Below are 17233 nucleotides of genomic sequence, written 5' to 3'. Positions count from 1 at the left end.
TCGGGGTAAGCTTGGAGGGTTGCCACGGGGTGTGGCGCAGCTTGGTAGCGCGCGTCGTTCGGGACGACGAGGCCGCAGGTTCAAATCCTGTCACCCCGACAGCGAAGAGGCTCCGCCGGAAGGCGGAGCCTCTGTCATGCCACCGGAGAACGGAGCACGGATGCCCACCCCTCGCCTGGTCGCCTTCGACCTCGACGACACCCTCGCCCCCTCCAAGAGCGCGATCGACCCGCGCATCGGCCGGCAGCTGCTCGATCTCGCCGAGCGCGTCGAGGTCGCCATCATCTCGGGCGGCCAGCTCGCGCAGTTCACGGCGCAGGTCGTCGACCGCCTGCCCGAGACCGACGCCGAAGTGCTCTCGCACTTCCACCTGCTGCCCACCTGCGGCACGCAGTACTACCGCCTCTCCCCCGCGGGCATCGAGACGATCTACGCTCGCGCCCTGACCGACGACCAGAAGCAGCGCGCGCTGGCCGCCGTCGAGGGCGAGGCACGCCGTCTGGGCTTGTGGGAAAGCGAGACGTGGGGCCCGATCCTCGAGGACCGCGGCTCGCAGATCACGTTCTCGGCGCTCGGGCAGCAGGCTCCCGTCGACGCGAAGATGGCGTGGGACCCGTCCGGCGAGAAGAAGAACACGTTGCGTGAAGCCGTCCAGGCCCTCCTCCCCGACCTCGAGGTGCGATCGGGTGGCTCCACGTCGGTCGACATCACCGAGCGCGGCATCGACAAGGCCTACGGCATGAACCGGCTCGTCGAGCAGACCGGCATCCCGCTCGACGACATGCTCTTCGTCGGCGACCGCCTCGACGAGAACGGCAACGACTACCCCGTGCTCGCCATGGGCGTCACCTGCCAGGCCGTCGACGGCTGGGAGGACACCGCGGAGTTCCTCGACACGCTGCTGCCGACGCTGCCTCGCCGCTGAGCCGCCACACGACCACCGGGCCCCGGGATCCGACAGCCGTTTCGCTGTCGGCCCGGGGCCCGGTTCTGTGTGCGGGGGTCAGTCCTTCGCGGCGGCCACGGCGCGGGCGCCGGCGGAGCGACGCGCGGAGGGCTGCGCGATCGGCACGAGGCGCTGCAGCTGGGTGACGTGACGCGGCTCGAGCTCCTCAAGGCTCGAGACGCCCAGCAGCTGCATCGTGCGCTCGATCTCGCTGCGCAGGATGCCGATCGTGCGGTCGACGCCCTGGCGCCCACCCGCCATGAGGCCGTACAGGTATGCCCGCCCGATGAGGGTGAACTTGGCCCCGAGCGCGACGGAGGCGACGATGTCGGCGCCGTTCATGATGCCGGTGTCGACCATGATCGTCGCGTCCTTGCCGACCTCACGGACGACCTGCGGCAGCAGATGGAACGGCACGGGGGCCCGGTCGAGCTGACGACCGCCGTGGTTCGACAGCACGATGCCGTCGACGCCGAGGTCGATCAGACGCTTCGAGTCCTCGACGTTCTGCACGCCCTTGATGACGATCTTGCCGGGCCACATGCTGCGGATGATCTCGAGGTCGTCGTAGCTGATCGTCGGGTCCATCGCCGCATTGAGCAGCTCGCCCACGGTGCCGCCGGTCGTCGTCAGCGAGGCGAACTCGAGCTTGGGCGTGGTGAGGAAGTCGATCCACCACCAGGGGCGCGGGATCGCATTGACGATCGTTCCGACCGTCAGTGCCGGCGGGATCGAGAAGCCGTTGCGCTTGTCGCGCAGCCGGGCGCCCGCGACGGGGGTGTCGACGGTGAACATCAACGTGTCGAACCCCGCCTCCGCCGCGCGCTTGACGAGACCGTACGAGATCTCGCGGTCGCGCATGACGTAGAGCTGGAACCAGTTGCGGCCATGCGGGTTCGCGGCACGGACGCCCTCGATGGAGGTCGTCCCGAGCGTCGAGAGGGTGAACGGGATGCCGGCGGCGCCCGCGGCCGATGCTCCGGCGCTCTCACCCTCGGTCTGCATCAGGCGCGTGAAGCCCGTCGGGGCGATGCCGAAGGGCAACGCCGACCGGCCACCGAGAATCTCGGTCGACATGTCGACCGACTCGGCCGGACGCAGGATGTCGGGGTGGAACTCGATGTCTTCGAACGCGTGCCGGGCGCGCGCCAGCGAGAGCTCGCCCTCGGCCGCGCCGTCGGTGTAGTCGAAGGCCGCCTTGGGGGTACGACGCTTCGCGATGGTGCGCAGATCGTCGATGGTGAGCGCGGAGTTGAGGCGACGACGCCGCCCGTTGAGGTCGGGCGCCTTGAACTGCATCAACTCGAGCAGTTCCGGGATCTTCGGCAGCTGGCGGGTGACCATGTTCCTCCTCGGGTTCGGCGGTGACGCCGGGATCGTGGTGACGTGCGGTGGGTCAGGCGGTTTCCGGGCGAACGGGATTCGCCGAGGCGTAATAGCCGGTGATGTGGTCGTGGACGGCGGTGCGGGCATCGTCGGCGCGCCCCTCTTCGATGGCGGCGACGATCGCGCGGTGCTCGCCGCGCAGGCGGTCGACGGCGCTCTCCCAGTCCGGGATGCGCGAGGCACCCTGCAGCACGTAGTCCTCGATCGAGGAACGCAGCCCGGCCATCATCGCCGCGACGACCTCGTTGCCCGAGGCCTCGGCCAGTGCGACGTGGAACTGCGCGTCGAGCGCGAGGAAGTCCGCGGGGCTCAGGCTCGCCGCATCCATCGCGCGGAGCGCCTCGCGGGCCGTGCCGAGATCGACCGCGTCGGCCGCGGCCAGGCGGCCCGCGACCCAGTCTTCGAGCAGCAGGCGGGTGCTGACGACATCCGAGATCGCGAAGCCCTGCGCCGCGACCTGCAGCTTGAGCAGCGCCTGCATGCCGCCGCTGGGACGCGCCACGACGATGGCGCCCGCGCTGGGGCCGGAACCAGTCGCCGTGCGGATGAGTCCCATGACCTCGAGCACGCGCAGCGCCTCGCGGACGCTGGATCGTCCGACGCCGAGCTGCGCGACCAGGTCGCGCTCCGAGGGAAGGCGGTCTCCGGGGCCGAGCTTGCCGGCGAGAAGATCGGACTCGATCTTCTCCAGTACGACGCGCCAAGCGCGCGCCGGGGTTTCGTCCGCCATGACGCCCCTCTCCTTCGTGGCCGGATCACCCTACATCTTGTGGTCTGACCGCGCAAAGCGGTAGCGCATGATCGGCGTGAAACGTCTCAGGCGAGCCGACCGGCCGACTCGCGCAGGTAGCACTCGGCGCACATCGACTCGTACGTAACGCGGTCCGCGGCGAGCTCGTCGATCGCGACCTGGTCGCCCTCGAAGACGAACCGACCACCGACGAGCCGGGCATTGAAGAGCGCCTTGCGCCCGCAGCGGCAGATCGTCTTGAGTTCTTCGAGACTGTGCGCGAGCTCCATCAGGCGCGCCGACCCGGGGAAGGCGCGCGTCTGAAAGTCGGTGCGGATGCCGTAGGCCAGCACCGGCACGTTCTCGTCCACGACCGTCCGCAGCAGGTCATCGACCTGGGGCGAGGTGAGGAACTGCGCCTCGTCGATGAGCAGGCAGGCGACGTCGGAGCCGGTTTCGGCCTGCACGCGAGCGCGGTGCTCTGCGAAGATCGCCCGCACGTCCTCGCCGGCACCGATGAGGAAGTCCACGTCGCGCTGCACCCCGAGCCGGCTGGCGATCTGCCCGGCGCCCTTGGTGTCGATCTCGGGTTTGGCCAGCAGCACGTGCTGACCGCGCTCCTCGTAGTTGTACGCCGCCTGCAGCAGAGCCGTCGATTTGCCGGAGTTCATCGCTCCGTATCGGAAGTAGAGCTTGGCCATGCCCGTCAGGGGGTGATGGACAGCGCCGCGGCGGTCTTCTCGACCGAGGCGCGGGCCGCTTCGCCCCGGGGGTTCAGCGGCTGCCCGTAGCTGGGGATGAGCTCGCGCAGCTCCCCCTCCCACGCCGGCATCCGATCGGGGAAGCACTTCTTGAGCAGCCCGAGCATGATGGATGCCGCCGTCGAGGCGCCCGGCGAGGCGCCGAGCAGACCGGCGATGGTGCCGTCGGCCGAGGTGACGACCTCGGTGCCGAACTGCAGCACGCCGCCCTTCTTCGGGTCCTTCTTCATCACCTGTGCACGCTGACCGGCCTGGATGAGCTCCCAGTCCTCGTCGCGCGCGGTCGGCATGAACACGCGCAGCGCGTCGACCTTCTTGCTGTGGTTCTTCATCAGCTCGCCGACGAGATAAGAGATCAGGCTCGGGTTGTCGACCGCGACCTTCAGCATCGGCACCAGGTTGTGCGGACGCACCTGCGCGACGATGTCGGTGATCCGGCCTGTCTTGAGGAACTTGGGGCTGAAGGTCGCGAACGGACCGAACAGCAGCGAGGCCTCGCCGTCCACGACGCGGGTGTCGAGGTGCGGCACCGACATCGGCGGCGCGCCGACGGAGGCCTGCGAGTAGACCTTCGCCTTGTGCTGCGCCACGACCTCGGGGTTGCTGGTCTTGAGGAACTGGCCGCCGATCGGGAAGACGCCGTAGCCCTTGATCTCGGGGATGCCCGACTTCTGGAGCAGCTTCAGCGCCCATCCGCCCGCGCCGACGAACACGAATCGCGCGTCGGTGTGGCCGGGGGTGCCGCCGAGCCGGCTGCGCCACAGCACGCGCCACGACCCGTCCTTCTGCTGCTTCATCGTGCGCACCTCGCGGTCGGTGATGACCTCGACGCCCTGGTCCTGCAGGTGCGTGAACAGCTGGCGGGTGAGCGCGCCGAAGTCCACGTCGGTGCCGGCGGGCACGCGCGTCGCCGCGAACGGCTCGCCCTTGCGCCGGTGCTGCATGAGCAGCGGCGCCCACTGGTTGATGACGCGGGAGTCCTCGGAGTACTCGATGCCGGCGAACAGCGGCTGATCCTTGAGCGCCTCGTAGCGCTTCTTGAGGTAGGCGACATCCTTCTCGCCGCGCACGAAGGTCATGTGCGGGGTCGCATTGATGAACGTCGACGGCTCATCGAGGATGCCGCGCTCGATGAGCGATGTCCACAGCTGACGGCTCTGCTGGAACTGCTCGTTGATCGTGATCGCCTTGCCGGGGTCGACCGAACCGTCGGGCCCCTCGGGCATGTAGTTGAGCTCGCACAGCGCAGCGTGGCCGGTGCCGGCGTTGTTCCAGGCGTTGGAACTCTCCTGGGCCACATCCGAGAGGCGCTCATGCACCTCGATCTTCCAATCGGGCTGGAGCTGCTTCAGCAGCGTTCCCAGGGTGGCACTCATGATGCCACCGCCGATCAGGACGACGTCGACCTTTTCACTCACGATGCACCAGTCTATCCCCGCTGGCGGCGCCGGAATCCGGCCGCCCGGTCAGAGGCGTTCGGCCACGATCTCGGCGATCTGCACCGCGTTGAGCGCGGCACCCTTGCGCAGGTTGTCGTTGCTGATGAACAGCACGAGGCCCTTGCCCTCGGGTGCGGACTGATCGGCACGGATGCGGCCGACGTAGCTCGGGTCGTTGCCCGCCGCCTGCAGCGGCGTCGGCACCTCTTCGAGCACCACGCCAGGTGCGGCCGAGAGGACCTCGCGGGCACGGTCGGGCGTGATGTCGCGGGCGAACTCCGCGTGGATCGACAGCGAGTGGCCGGTGAACACCGGCACGCGGACGCAGGTGCCGGCGACGCGCAGGTCGGGCAGCTCGAGGATCTTGCGGCTCTCGTTGCGCAGCTTCTTCTCCTCGTCGGTCTCGTTGTCGCCGTCGTCGACGAGGTTGCCGGCGAAGGGGATGACGTCGAACGCGATCGGGGCGACGTACTTCTCGGGCTGCGGGAATTCCACGGCCGAGCCGTCGTGGACGAGATCGAGCGTGTGTCCCTGCGCGAGCACGCCCTCGACCTGCCCAAGCAGTTCCTCGGCGCCCGCGAGCCCGGAGCCGGAGACAGCCTGATAGGTCGAGACGATGAGGCGCTCGAGACCGGCCTCGGTGTCGAGGACCTTCAGCACCGGCATCGCGGCCATCGTCGTGCAGTTGGGGTTGGCGATGATGCCCTTGGGCGGGTTGAGCGTCGCGTGCGGGTTCACCTCGCTCACGACGAGCGGCACCTCGGGGTCCATGCGCCAGGCGCTGGAGTTGTCGATGACGACGGCACCGGCCTCGGCGAAGCGCGGGGCGTGCGCGCGCGAGCCGGTCGCGCCGGCCGAGAACAGGGCGATGTCGATGCCCGCCGGGTCGGCGGTCGCGATGTCTTCGACGACGACGTCGTGACCGGCGAAGTCGATGGACGTGCCGGCCGAGCGCGCGGTCGCGAACAGACGCAGCTCGCGGATCGGGAAGTCTCGCTCGACGAGGATCTCGCGCATCACCTTTCCGACCTGGCCGGTGGCGCCGACGACGGCGACGGAGAGTCCGGAATCGGAGATGCGGGTCATAGCTGTTCCTTGCGTGGAGCGGGATCGGGTTTCCGCGATTCTACCGGCGGGCCGAAGCCGCCTCGGCCCGCGTGACGGCCGATGACCGCCGGATTCACGCCATCTCGGGGCGGTTCCACTCCCCCGGCACGGCGAGCGCGCCGTAGGCCACGTCGACGCCGTCCGAGCCGATGGTCGCGGTGCACACGAGCAACGACAGCGTCGGGATGCCGTACGGCCGGTTGTCGCGGATGATGGCCGCGTCGTCGGCCGCGGGCGTCGCCGTGGTGTCCTGCAGGACGTCGAGCCAGGGCGTGACGTCTGCGCTCCGCTCGAGCTCGGGAGCCGCCGCGGCGAACGCCCCGAGCCACCGGCGGATGCGGGCCGTGCGCGGATCGTCGACGTCGTCGTGCGCGATCATGTGCGTGCCGGGCTCGAGAGCGACCGTCCGCAGGGTCGCGGCATCCCACATCGTCACGCGCACACCGTCGGGCCCGACGTCGACGAGGTTGAAGCCGTGCGTGGGCGGTGCGCCCGTCGGCGGGTCGCCGGCGACGGCGTCGAGGACGATGCCGCCGCGGGATGCCGCCGGGGCGTCGTCGGGCAGCACGTCGGCGCGATTGAGGATGACGGCCAGGCGCCGCTGCTCGTCGTCCGCGGCGAGCCATGCGCCGCCGGCGCGGCGATCGCGCACCCCGATGACGCCGGGATAGGACTCGGGCCACCACGGCCCGACGGGGTCCCACGCGCGTGCCGGATCCTCGTCGCGCACGGCGAGCAGCCGCACCGGATGGGTGCGGTCCGAGGGAACCTGGATGACGACGGTGCACATGACGGTTCTCGCTCTCGACGTCCCGTCCGCGCCCTCCGCGCTCTCCCTACGGCGTGGGAGGATCGGGACATGTTCATCGTAGTCGGGGTCACCGGCGGCATCGCCGCGTACAAGAGCGTGCAGCTGGTCCGGCTGCTGGTGCAGGCCGGGCACGACGTGCACGTCGTGCCGACGCCGGACTCGCTGCGGTTCATCGGCCTCACGACGTGGGAGGCGATCAGCCGGAACCCCGTCACGACCTCGGTCCACGACGACGTGGCGCAGGTGCGGCACGTCGCGCTCGGTCAGAGCGCGGACCTCGTCATCGTCGCCCCCGCCACCGCGAACACCCTCGCCGCGATGGCGGCGGGTCTCGCGTCCGATCTGCTCGGCACCACGCTGCTGGCCACGACGGCGCCGGTCGTCGTCGCCCCGGCCATGCACACGGAGATGTGGCGGCACCCCGCCACCACCGCCAACGTCGCGACCCTGCGTGAGCGCGGCGTCGTGGTGGTCGGCCCGGCCGACGGCCCGTTGACGGGCGGAGACAGCGGGCCGGGGCGTCTGTCGGAACCCGAGGACATCGTCGCCGCGGCCCTCGCGGCGGTGTCGGGCGGGCCGCTCGACGGACTTCACGTCGCCGTCTCGACGGGCGGCACCCGCGAGCCGCTCGACCCGGTGCGCTTTCTCGGCAACCGTTCGAGCGGACGACAGGGCGCCGAGGTCGCCCTCGACGCGGCCCGGCGCGGCGCGACGGTGACCCTTGTGGCGGCATCCGTCGATGCCGGTGTGCTCGACGGGGTCGCGGCGCACCCGCGCGTGACGATCGTGAACGTCGAGACCGCGGCGCAGCTCGGCGAGGCGATGGGCACGGCGGCCGCATCCGCCGACGTCGTCGTCATGGTCGCCGCGGTCGCCGACTACCGCGCCGCCTCGGTCTCGGAGAGCAAGCTCCGTAAGGAGGACGGTCCCCTCGACAGCATCGCGCTCGTACCCAACGACGACATCCTCGCGGGGCTGGCCGCCGCGCGCCGGCCGGGTCAGACCGTCGTCGGGTTCGCGGCCGAGACCGCCGATGACGACCTGCTCGAGCGCGCGCGGCGCAAGCGCGAGCGCAAGGGCGCCGACCTTCTCGTCGTCAACGAGGTGGGCTGGGACACCGGGTTCGGCGCGGGCGGCAACACGATCGCGGTGATCGGTGCGGACGGCGCGGTCGTGGCCGAGGCAACCGGCTCGAAAGCCGTCGTGGCCCGCGCGGTCTGGGACGCGATCACCGCCGTCCGCGGCATCCGCTGACCGCTCGATCGCACTGATCGACGGGGCCCGTCGCGGACCCCGCGGACGTCAGCGACCGGTGCCGGCGTAGACGACGGCCTCGGTGTCGCCGTCGAGCCCGTAAGCGGTGTGGACGACGCGTGCGGCCTCGGCGAGCTCGTCGCCGCGGACGACCACCGAGATGCGGATCTCGGACGTCGAGATCATCTCGATGTTCACGCCGGCCGTCGACAGCGCCTCGAACAGCGTCGCCGAGACGCCGGAGTGCGTGCGCATACCCGCACCGACCACCGAGAGCTTGCCGATCTGGTCGTCGTGCACGAGGCTCTCGAAGCCGACCTCGTTCTGCTCACCGGCGAGGGCACGCAGTGCCAGCGTGGCGTCGGTCTTCGGCAGGGTGAACGAGATGTCGGTACGGCCGGTCGTGGCCGCCGAGACGTTCTGGACGATCATGTCGACGTTGGCGCCGGACTTGGCGACGATCTTGAAGATCTCGGCCGCCTTGCCGGGCACGTCGGGCACCCCGATGACGGTGATCTTGGCCTGGCTGAGGTCGGTGGCGACGCCCGCGACGATCGGCTCTTCCATCTCTTCTTCCTTTCGACCTGCGGGCAGCGTCATGCCCGGACCCAGCACGAAGGTGCCGGTGCCGGAGCTGAACGTCGACCGGGCGTTGATCATGACGCCGTGGCGGCGGGCGTACTCCACCGCACGGATGTAGAGCACCTTGGCGCCGTTGGCGGCGAGCTCGAGCATCTCTTCCGCCGAGACGACGCCGAGCTTGCGCGCCTTGGGCACGACGCGCGGGTCGGCGGTGTAGATGCCGTCGACGTCGCTGTAGATCTCGCAGACGTCGGCCGAGAGGGCCGCCGCGAGCGCGACGGCGGTGGTGTCGGAGCCGCCGCGGCCGAGGGTCGTGATGTCGCGGGTGTCGCGGTTGAAGCCCTGGAAGCCGGCGACGATCACGATGGCGCCCTCGTCGAGGGCCTCGCGCAGGCGCACCGGCGTGACATCGACGATGCGGGCCGCGCCGTGGGTGGCGTCGGTGATCATGCCGGCCTGGCTGCCGGTGAAGGACCGCGCCTCGAAGCCCATCGAATGGATCGCCATCGCCAGCAGCGCCATCGAGATGCGCTCGCCCGAGCTGAGCAGCATGTCGAGCTCGCGCGGGGCGGGGATGGGGGCGACCTCGTTGGCGAGGTCGAGCAGCTCGTCCGTCGTATCGCCCATGGCGCTCACGGCGACGACGACGTCGTGGCCGGCGCGACGGGTGTCGACGATGCGCTTGGCGACCCGCTTGATGCTCTCCGCATCGGCGACGGACGACCCGCCGTACTTCTGCACGATCAATGCCATGTGGGTTCTCCCCGGGATGCCGGAACCGGCGCGATTGCCTCAGGACGCCGGATGCCGCGTCCACCGCCCCATCTTACGGAGCCTCCCATGCGGTGTTCGCCATGTGACAGCCCGTCCCCGCCGGAAGCGGCGCTCCGCCGGGACCGGCCGAATTAGGCTGGACCGCATGGGACGTCCCCGGCTCTTCGCGTCGCTGAACGCACTCGTCCGCACCTCCGACGCGATGGCCGGCCCCGCGACCGAGATGCTGCCCGTCATCGACGACGCCTTCGCCGTGCGGGTGCTCGATCTGGCGATCCGCATCGGCGAGACCATGCTCGTCGCCGGCTCGCCCGCGAGCGAGGTCACGCTCACGATCGTGCGGGTCGCAGGCGTCTACGGGCTCGACCCCGTGCACGTCGACGTGACCTACAACTCCATCACCGTCGCGCATCACCGCAGCGGCGAGGACCGCCCCATCACGCTCATGCGCGTCGTGCGCAGCGCTGCGCCCGACCATGCCCGCCTGCAGCGGCTGCAGGCCCTCGTGGCCGAGATCCGCTCGGGGCTGCCCCTGGATGCCGCCGCCCTGCGCTTCCGCGGCATCCGTCGGACGCCGTTCCGCTATCACCAGCCCGTCGTCGTCGCGTCGCAGGCCCTCCTCGCGGTCGGCGTCGCGCTCATGTTCGGCGGCAACTGGCTGGTCATCCTGCTGTCGTTCCTGGCCGCGGGCGCGGCCGCGTTCACCCAGTTCCTGCTCGGACGCGCACGCGTGCCGTTCTTCTTCAGTCAGATCGCCGGCGCCTTCGTCCTCACGATCGTCGCGGCCGCTTCCCCCCTGCTGCGCTCCACGGGATGGGACGCGGCGATGAGCATGCGACCGTCCGTCATCGTCGCGTCGGGCATCGTCCTCATGCTCGCGGGCCTGACGGTCGTCGGCGCCGCGCAGGACGCCATCGACGGCTTCGCGCTGACCGCCATGGGACGCATCCTCGAGCTCGTCACGCAGACCCTCGGCGTCGTCCTCGGCATCCTGGCGGGCATCGAGACAGCACGCGTCATCGGGCTGGGGCTCGAAGCCCCCACCGAGGCACTCCCCCTCGGCGGCATCCCACTGCAGTTCTTCGGGGCGGGGCTGATCGCCCTCGCCGTCGCGATCTTCAACGGTGCGGGGCTGCGCATCATCGTCGTCAGCGTCGCCCTCAGCGTGGTCGCCTGGGCGGGCTACGTCGCCGCGGCATCCGTCGGGTTCGAGACCGCCACCGCCAGCGGCGTGGGGGCCTTCGTGGCAAGCCTCGCGGGCATCGTCGCCGCGTATCGCCTGCATGTGCCCTCCGTCGCCATCACCACGGCGGCGATCCTGCCGATGGTGCCCGGAGCGGCGGTGTTCCGCGGCCTGCTCGGGGTGGTCGAGTCGGGCGACAGCCCCGCCACCCTGCTGACGGGGTTCAGCACGCTCGCGGATGCCGCCACCATCGGCATCGCGCTGGCGGTGGGGGCGTCGCTCGGCATCTACCTCGGCCAGCCGCTGCGCGCCTCGCTCGGGTCGGTCATCCGCTCGCGCGCGCGCGTGCGCTGACGAGCGCCCGAAACGGCAGCGACCGCGCCCGGCGGTTCTCGGAGGAGAACCTGTGCGGACGCGGTCGCGGGAAGAAGCGGTGGTTGCTCAGCCGAAGAGGGCGGCCGCCTCTTCGTAGCGGTACAGGGGCACGGTGTTCAGCTCGCCGAGCGCCTCGTCGAACGAGACGCGGACGATGTCGGTGCCCTTGAGGGAGACCATCTGGCCCCAGGCGCCGTCGACGAGGGCGTCGGCGGCAGCGAGCCCCAGTCGCGTCGCGAGCACGCGGTCGAAGCCCGAGGGCGAGCCGCCTCGCTGGATGTGACCGAGCACCGTCGCACGGGTCTCGATGCCCGTGAGGCGCTCGATCTCGGGCGCGAGCACCTCGCTGATGCCACCGAGACGGGGACGGTTGAAGGCGTCCAGGCCCTTGTCGCTGTACGCCTCGTCCTGGCCCGTGAGCTTGAAGCCCTCCGACACGACCACGAGCGGCGCGCGGCCGCGGTCGAACGCCTTGGTGACCTGGGCGACGATCTCGTCGATCGACATCGGCACCTCGGGGATGCAGATGACGTGGGCGCCGGCGGCGATGCCCGCGTGCAGTGCGATCCAGCCGACGTGGCGGCCCATGACCTCGGCGACCATGCAGCGCTGGTGCGAGTCACCCGTCGTGCGCAGGCGGTCCATCGCGTCGGTCGCGATGTTGACGGCCGTGTCGAAGCCGAACGAGTAGTCGGTCGCCTTCAGGTCGTTGTCGATGGTCTTGGGAACACCCAGGACGTTGATGCCGTCGTTGGCGAGGCGGTTGGCCGCGGCGAGCGTGCCCTCGCCGCCGATGGCGATGATGCCGTCGATGCGGTGCTTGTCGAGCGTCGCGGCGATGTTCTCGGCGCCACCGCGGGGGCCCTCGTAGGGGTTCGTGCGGCTCGTGCCGAGGATCGTGCCACCCACCTTCGACAGACCCTTCACCTCGTGGCGGGTCAGCGGGAAGAAGTCACCGTCGACCACGCCGCGCCAGCCGTCACGGATGCCGACGAACTCGATGTTGTACGAGGTGGTGCCCTTGAGCACGACGCCTCGGATGACAGCGTTGAGTCCGGGGCAGTCGCCGCCGCTCGTGAGGATGCCGATCTTCATGGGGAGATCCTTCGTGGTAGCTGGGTGGGGGTGCGGCGACGATGCCTCGATCCGAGACTATCGTCGCCGCGCCCCCGCTGCCACGCGGGGACCGCCGGAGAAACTCCTCTGCCGCGCTCAGGCGGCGCCGAGCGCCTGACGCAGCAGGTGCATGAGCGCCGACAGCTGCACCGAGTCGCTCGAGGTCGGGTCGACCGCCTCGCCGTCGAGCGCGCGTGCCGCGAGCCCCTGCTTCGAATCGATCAGCTCGGCGATCTTGGTGTCGATCGTGTGGGCGGCGATGATGCGCCACGCCGTCACGGGCTCTTCCTGACCGATGCGGTGCACGCGGTCGATCGCCTGCGTCTGCTCGGCCGCCGTCCACGACAGCTCCGCGAGCACGACGTTCGACGCCGCCTGCATGTTCACCCCGACACCCGCGGCCGTCAGCGAGCACACCGCGATCGCGACGTCCGGATCGTTGTTGAAGGCGTCGATCGCGTCCTGGCGGGCGGTCGCGGTCTGGTCGCCGCGCAACGAGACCGTGCGCAGCCCCGCGGCCGCGAAGTGGGCCTCCGCGGCATCCATGACGTCGATGTGCTTGGCGAAGAAGACGACCTTGCCGACCGAGCGCTGCAGCTGCGCGGCGTAGTCCGCGGCGAGCACGGCCTTGGCCTGGCCGATGCGACGGACCATCGTGAAGACGTTCTCGGCGCCGGTGCCGGCGGCCTTGGACTCCTCGAGCTCCTGCGTCGAGACGAGGCGGACGATGTCGTCGTCGGCCTCGCCGATGAACACGCGGTCACCGCGGGCCTCGATGATGCGGCGATAGCGGGCGGCCATGCGCTCACCCAGCTCCTGCTCGGCCTGACGGATCGAGCGACCGTACTCGTCGTCGAGCTGCACGGGCAGATCGGCCACGAGCTTGTCGGGCAGGTCGGCCGCGACATCCTTCTTCTTCCGGCGCACGATGCCCATCGAGATGACGGCGTCGCGGGCGGCGGGGTAGAACGCCTTGTCGGCCGGCGTGAGTCCGGTCTCGTCCAGGCGCTCCATGAGCACGGGACCCGGCTTCTCGCCGTTGGTCCAGCCGAGGAACCGCCAGATCGCATCGAAGTCCTCGACGTCGTTGATCAGCGGTGTGCCGGTCAGGGCCAGCATGAGCGGGTCGCGGACCTGCTCGCGGATGCGGCCGGCCAACGCGAGCACGTTCTGCGACCGCTGCGACGAGAGGTTCTTGATGAAGTGCGCCTCGTCGACGACCATGCCGCGCAGCCCCAGCGAGCCGAGCCACGACAGGTGCCGGTCGAGCACCTCGTAGTTGACGATGAAGACGTCGGCGAACGCGTCGATCTGGTCGCCGTCGCCCGAGATGACCGTCGCCCGGCGCTGCGGCGTCCACCGCTCGACCTCGCGCGCCCAGTTCATCTTCACGACGTTCGGCACGACGGCCAGCAGCGGATACGCATCGGCGACGGATGCCGCAAGCACCGACTGCGCCGTCTTTCCGAGTCCCGGCTCGTCGGCCAGCAGGAAGGAGCGGTGTCCCTCGCGCACCGCCTCGAGGAACCGCGACTGGTGGGGCATGACCTCGAGGCCCTTGGGCGAGAGTCGGTCGAACTCCGGCACGGGGGGCAGGTCCATCGAGGCGGCGGCGCCGCCGGCGCCGGTCTCGAACGCCTTGTACAGCGGGCCCATCAGCTCCCAGCCGTCGAGGCGGCGGCGCGGCGTGGGGTGGGGTGCGCGCAGCTCGAGGTCGGGGGCGAGGAACGGGTTCGCCTCGCGGCGAGCCAAGACCTGCGGCGGGGTGACCTGCCGGTCGGCGACCGCGGCGGGCACGACGGGTGACTGCGCCGGCGCGGCATCGGTGATGATCAGCTCGTCCTCGGGCAGCTCCGCCCCGGACTCGAGCAGCCAGTCGCGCCGCATGCGCTTGGCCACCGGCGACGTCGCCTGATCGACCTCGAGCAGCTGGATGAGGGAGGTGTCGCGCGCGGCCGTCTTGGCCAGGATCGTCGCGACGCCGTCGAGGCGCTTGAGCAGCTCCGCACGCGCCGCCGTCGAGATGCTCTCGTCGGCCTTGACGCGGGCGCGCTCCTCTCGGACGAGGAACGCGATGACCTGGAACTTCACACGATTGGTGGGACCGAGCTTGCCGCGCTGCGCCTTCGCCTCGACCTCGCGCACCTTGCGCGCGAGGATCGGGATGAGCGGGGCGTCGTCGTCTCGGCGCGCGGACGAGGACTTCCTGCGGCGGTTGGCGGTCGCTGCGGCGGTGGCCATGGTCGGCATGCTCCTCCTGAGCCTGAGTGCCGGAGTTCCGTCGTGACGGAAACGTACGAGGTGCCGCCCGAGCTGACGTCGGAACGTCAGGCGAGCGATGGGGTTCTCGTCGGCCGGCCACGGGCACTCGCTTCAGCGAGCTGCGGCGTCGAATACGACGATGTCCCCGGTCGTCAGTCTACGCCATCATCGTCCGCGCCCGTGAGGACGCACCACCGCGGGTTGCGACGCGGCGGTTCCGAGAAACGGGGTGCGCTCGCGGGAGCGGCACGCGGACGCCTGCGCCCCGGTGGCGAACCGAACCGGGTCGCGGCGACCGCGTACGCTGAGACCATGCCCACGATCTCCGAGCGCGACCTCGCTGCGACCCTCGACCACGCGATCCTCAAGCCCGAGCTGACCCGCTCGCAGGTCGACGCCGAGCTCGCCATCGCCGCCGAATGGCGTGTGTTCTCGGTGTGCGTGCGTCCGTCCGACATCGCGCATGCGGTCGAGCGTCTGGCGGGCACCGGCGTGGCCGTCGGCACCGTCATCGGGTTCCCGCACGGCACGACCTCGACCGCCGCGAAGGTCGCCGAGGTCCAGCAGGCGCGCACCGACGGTGCCAGCGAGTTCGACATGGTGATCAACATCGCGGCGCTGCGCTCGGGCTTCGACGACGTCGTGGTCGACGACATCCGCGCGGTGGTCGACGCCGCGGGCGACTCGATCGTCAAGGTGATCCTCGAGACCAGCCTGCTCGACGACGAGCAGATCGCACGCGGCAGCCGCCTGACCGAAGCCGGCGGTGCGGACTTCGTCAAGACGTCCACGGGCTTCGCGGGCGGCGGCGCGACCGTTCCCCACGTCCGCCTCATGCGCGAGAACGTCGGCCCCTCGGTGCAGGTGAAGGCCTCCGGCGGCGTCCGCAGCTTCGCCGATGCCGTGGCCATGCTCGAGGCCGGCGCCACCCGCCTGGGTACGAGCGGCAGCGCCACGATCCTCGGCGAGGCCCGGCGCATCGAGGCCGGCGGCGAGGCCACCGGCGCCGTCGACCAGTCGTCGTACTGACGCCCACGGGCTGACTCCCACGGGCTGACGGCCGCCGGGCCGGTCAGGCCAGGGCTTCGCGCACCCGGACGATGTCGTCGTCCATCTGGGCGATGAGCGCCGGGATGCCGGTGAACGCCACCATCCCGCGGATGCGCGCGGCGAAGCGCACCTCGACGCGGTGCCCGTACAGGTCGAGGGTCGTCTCGTCGAGCACATACGCCTCGATCTGACGCTGTGGGACGTCGTCGAAGGTCGGATTGGTGCCCACGGAGATGGCGGCGGGATAGCGGATGACGCTGCCGGCGGCGGCATCCGCGGGCCCCTCGGCACCCTGGTCGACGAGCCAGCCGGCGTACACCCCGTCGGCGGGGATGAACCCGGCCGCGTCGGCGGAGAGGTTGGCGGTCGGGTAACCGAGCTCGCGCCCGCGCTTGAGCCCGTGCACCACGACCCCCTCGACCGCGTGGGGGCGGCCGAGCAGCCGCGCGGCGCCTTCGACGTCGCCCTCGGCGAGCAGGTCGCGCACCCAGGTCGACGAGACCCGGCGTCCGGCGTCGCGGGCGCGCACGTCGCCGATGACTGCGACGTCGAATCCCAGCTCGTCGCCGAGCCGCGTGAGGAGGTCCGGATCGCCCTCGCCGCCTCGGCCGAACCGGAAGTCGTCGCCGACCAGCACCGCGACAGCGCCGAGCGCGCCGACGAGGATGCTCTCGACGAAAGTGCGGGCGGGCAGGGCGGCGAGCTCGTCGTCGAAACGCAGCACGAGCACCGCATCGACGCCCGCTGCCGCGAGAAGCCCGATCTTCTGCTCGAGGCCGACGAGCGGCTGCGGGCACAGCTCGGGACGCAACAGGCTCAGCGGGTTGCGGTCGAAGGTGACCGCGACCACGCGGGCGCCGAGCTCGGCGGCATCCACCCGCGCCCGGTCGATCACGGCTCGGTGACCCGAATGCACACCGTCGAACTTCCCGATCGCGACGACGCTGGGGCCGAAGCCGGGCGGGACCTCGGCCGGATCGCGGAACACGGTCACCATGACGAACCCTCCAGGACGGCCGGAGCCTCCTCGGTCTTCGGTGCGCCGTCGCGGTGTGCGACGAGCCACCAGATGCCGACGAACGGCAAGGCCAACGGCACCCAGAAGTATCCGAAGCCATACCCCGACCACACCGTCGCGTCGTGCGAGAACAGGTCGGGCAGCACGAGGCTGAGGGTGCCGACGAGGAGGACGCCGGCGAGCTCGAAGCAGATCGCCACCCAGGCGACGAGGTACCAGGCGCGCGAACCCGAGTTCACGAGGGCGACCGTCGCGAGGACGTACACGAGCGCGGCCACCGCCGACAGCGAGTACGCGAGCGGCGCGTAGGCGAAGTCCTCGACGATCTGCACGAACGAGCGCCCCGTGGCCGCGAGCGCCATCACGGCGTACACGACCACGAGGACGCGACCGATGCCGGTCATACGGGGACGGGTGTGATCCATGACCTGTCAATGAT

At 70.7% G+C, this 17233-nt stretch carries 15 protein-coding genes and 1 tRNA gene; 5 read left to right on the top strand and 11 right to left on the bottom strand.

Annotation, left to right across the window (positions count from 1 at the left end; genetic code table 11):
* The first annotated feature begins 25 nt into the window (after window positions 1–25).
* Together PUW82_RS06890 and PUW82_RS06885 are read left to right on the top strand one after the other, a co-directional pair.
* Window positions 26–99: transfer RNA gene (locus PUW82_RS06890), tRNA-Pro, on the top strand.
* A gap of 61 nt (window positions 100–160) precedes the next feature.
* On the top strand, window positions 161–925 hold the full coding sequence (locus tag PUW82_RS06885) for an HAD-IIB family hydrolase (RefSeq protein WP_274221538.1): 765 nt from the start codon (window positions 161–163) through the stop codon (window positions 923–925).
* Window positions 926–1003: 78 nt separating this feature from the next.
* On the opposite strand, the gene PUW82_RS06880 is transcribed toward PUW82_RS06885, so the two are convergent.
* The 6 genes from PUW82_RS06880 to PUW82_RS06855 all read right to left on the bottom strand — a co-directional run bounded on the left by PUW82_RS06880 (window position 1004) and on the right by PUW82_RS06855 (window position 7159).
* Window positions 1004–2290 (bottom strand): alpha-hydroxy acid oxidase, encoded by a 1287-nt coding sequence (locus PUW82_RS06880; RefSeq protein ID WP_274221537.1) that lies wholly within the window; start codon window positions 2288–2290, stop codon window positions 1004–1006.
* 52 nt (window positions 2291–2342) lie between these two features.
* Window positions 2343–3062 carry a FadR/GntR family transcriptional regulator gene (locus tag PUW82_RS06875; RefSeq protein WP_274221536.1) on the bottom strand — a complete coding sequence of 240 codons (720 nt, stop codon included), beginning with the start codon at window positions 3060–3062 and terminating at the stop codon, window positions 2343–2345.
* 86 nt (window positions 3063–3148) lie between these two features.
* Entirely contained in the window at window positions 3149–3763 is a 615-nt protein-coding gene (locus tag PUW82_RS06870) for a thymidine kinase (protein ID WP_274221535.1), read from the bottom strand.
* Window positions 3764–3768: 5 nt separating this feature from the next.
* Entirely contained in the window at window positions 3769–5199 is a 1431-nt protein-coding gene (gene mqo, locus PUW82_RS06865) for a malate dehydrogenase (quinone) (protein WP_274221765.1), read from the bottom strand.
* A gap of 90 nt (window positions 5200–5289) precedes the next feature.
* The gene (locus PUW82_RS06860) at window positions 5290–6348 is read right to left on the bottom strand and encodes an aspartate-semialdehyde dehydrogenase (RefSeq protein ID WP_274221534.1); all 1059 of its coding nucleotides are present in this window, start codon (window positions 6346–6348) and stop codon (window positions 5290–5292) included.
* Between the two features lie 94 nt (window positions 6349–6442).
* A complete protein-coding gene (locus PUW82_RS06855) occupies window positions 6443–7159 on the bottom strand; it encodes an NRDE family protein (RefSeq protein ID WP_274221533.1) in 717 nt (238 codons plus the stop codon).
* 69 nt (window positions 7160–7228) lie between these two features.
* Between PUW82_RS06855 and coaBC the strand changes: the two genes are divergently transcribed.
* Complete coding sequence (coaBC, locus tag PUW82_RS06850; RefSeq protein ID WP_274221532.1) at window positions 7229–8434, top strand: bifunctional phosphopantothenoylcysteine decarboxylase/phosphopantothenate--cysteine ligase CoaBC; 1206 nt, start codon at window positions 7229–7231, stop codon at window positions 8432–8434.
* Window positions 8435–8482: 48 nt separating this feature from the next.
* Here coaBC and PUW82_RS06845 read toward each other — a convergent pair whose 3' ends face one another.
* Entirely contained in the window at window positions 8483–9769 is a 1287-nt protein-coding gene (locus tag PUW82_RS06845; protein ID WP_274221531.1) for an aspartate kinase, read from the bottom strand.
* A gap of 166 nt (window positions 9770–9935) precedes the next feature.
* Between PUW82_RS06845 and PUW82_RS06840 the strand changes: the two genes are divergently transcribed.
* Window positions 9936–11327, top strand: coding sequence for a threonine/serine exporter family protein (locus PUW82_RS06840; protein WP_274221530.1), 1392 nt, complete (start codon window positions 9936–9938; stop codon window positions 11325–11327).
* An 87-nt stretch (window positions 11328–11414) separates the two neighbouring features.
* On the opposite strand, the gene PUW82_RS06835 is transcribed toward PUW82_RS06840, so the two are convergent.
* Window positions 11415–12443, bottom strand: a complete 1029-nt coding sequence (locus tag PUW82_RS06835) for a 6-phosphofructokinase (protein ID WP_274221529.1) — start codon at window positions 12441–12443, stop codon at window positions 11415–11417.
* A 117-nt stretch (window positions 12444–12560) separates the two neighbouring features.
* On the bottom strand, window positions 12561–14714 hold the full coding sequence (locus PUW82_RS06830) for a DEAD/DEAH box helicase (RefSeq protein WP_274221528.1): 2154 nt from the start codon (window positions 14712–14714) through the stop codon (window positions 12561–12563).
* A gap of 324 nt (window positions 14715–15038) precedes the next feature.
* On the opposite strand from PUW82_RS06830, the gene deoC reads away from it, so the two are divergent.
* The gene (deoC, locus tag PUW82_RS06825) at window positions 15039–15755 is read left to right on the top strand and encodes a deoxyribose-phosphate aldolase (protein ID WP_274221527.1); all 717 of its coding nucleotides are present in this window, start codon (window positions 15039–15041) and stop codon (window positions 15753–15755) included.
* A 43-nt stretch (window positions 15756–15798) separates the two neighbouring features.
* On the opposite strand, the gene PUW82_RS06820 is transcribed toward deoC, so the two are convergent.
* Both PUW82_RS06820 and PUW82_RS06815 read right to left on the bottom strand, forming a co-directional pair.
* Entirely contained in the window at window positions 15799–16770 is a 972-nt protein-coding gene (locus tag PUW82_RS06820; RefSeq protein ID WP_274221764.1) for a bifunctional riboflavin kinase/FAD synthetase, read from the bottom strand.
* Window positions 16767–17219, bottom strand: coding sequence for a hypothetical protein (locus PUW82_RS06815; protein ID WP_274221526.1), 453 nt, complete (start codon window positions 17217–17219; stop codon window positions 16767–16769). Before PUW82_RS06815 ends, PUW82_RS06820 begins: the two co-directional genes overlap by 4 nt.
* Window positions 17220–17233: the final 14 nt, after the last annotated feature.

This window comes from Microbacterium thalli, assembly GCF_028737325.1.
GTDB classification, from domain to species: Bacteria; Actinomycetota; Actinomycetes; order Actinomycetales; family Microbacteriaceae; genus Microbacterium; species Microbacterium thalli.
Note: the sequence above shows the minus strand (reverse complement) of the source record. Positions and strands in the feature narration are given on the sequence as shown.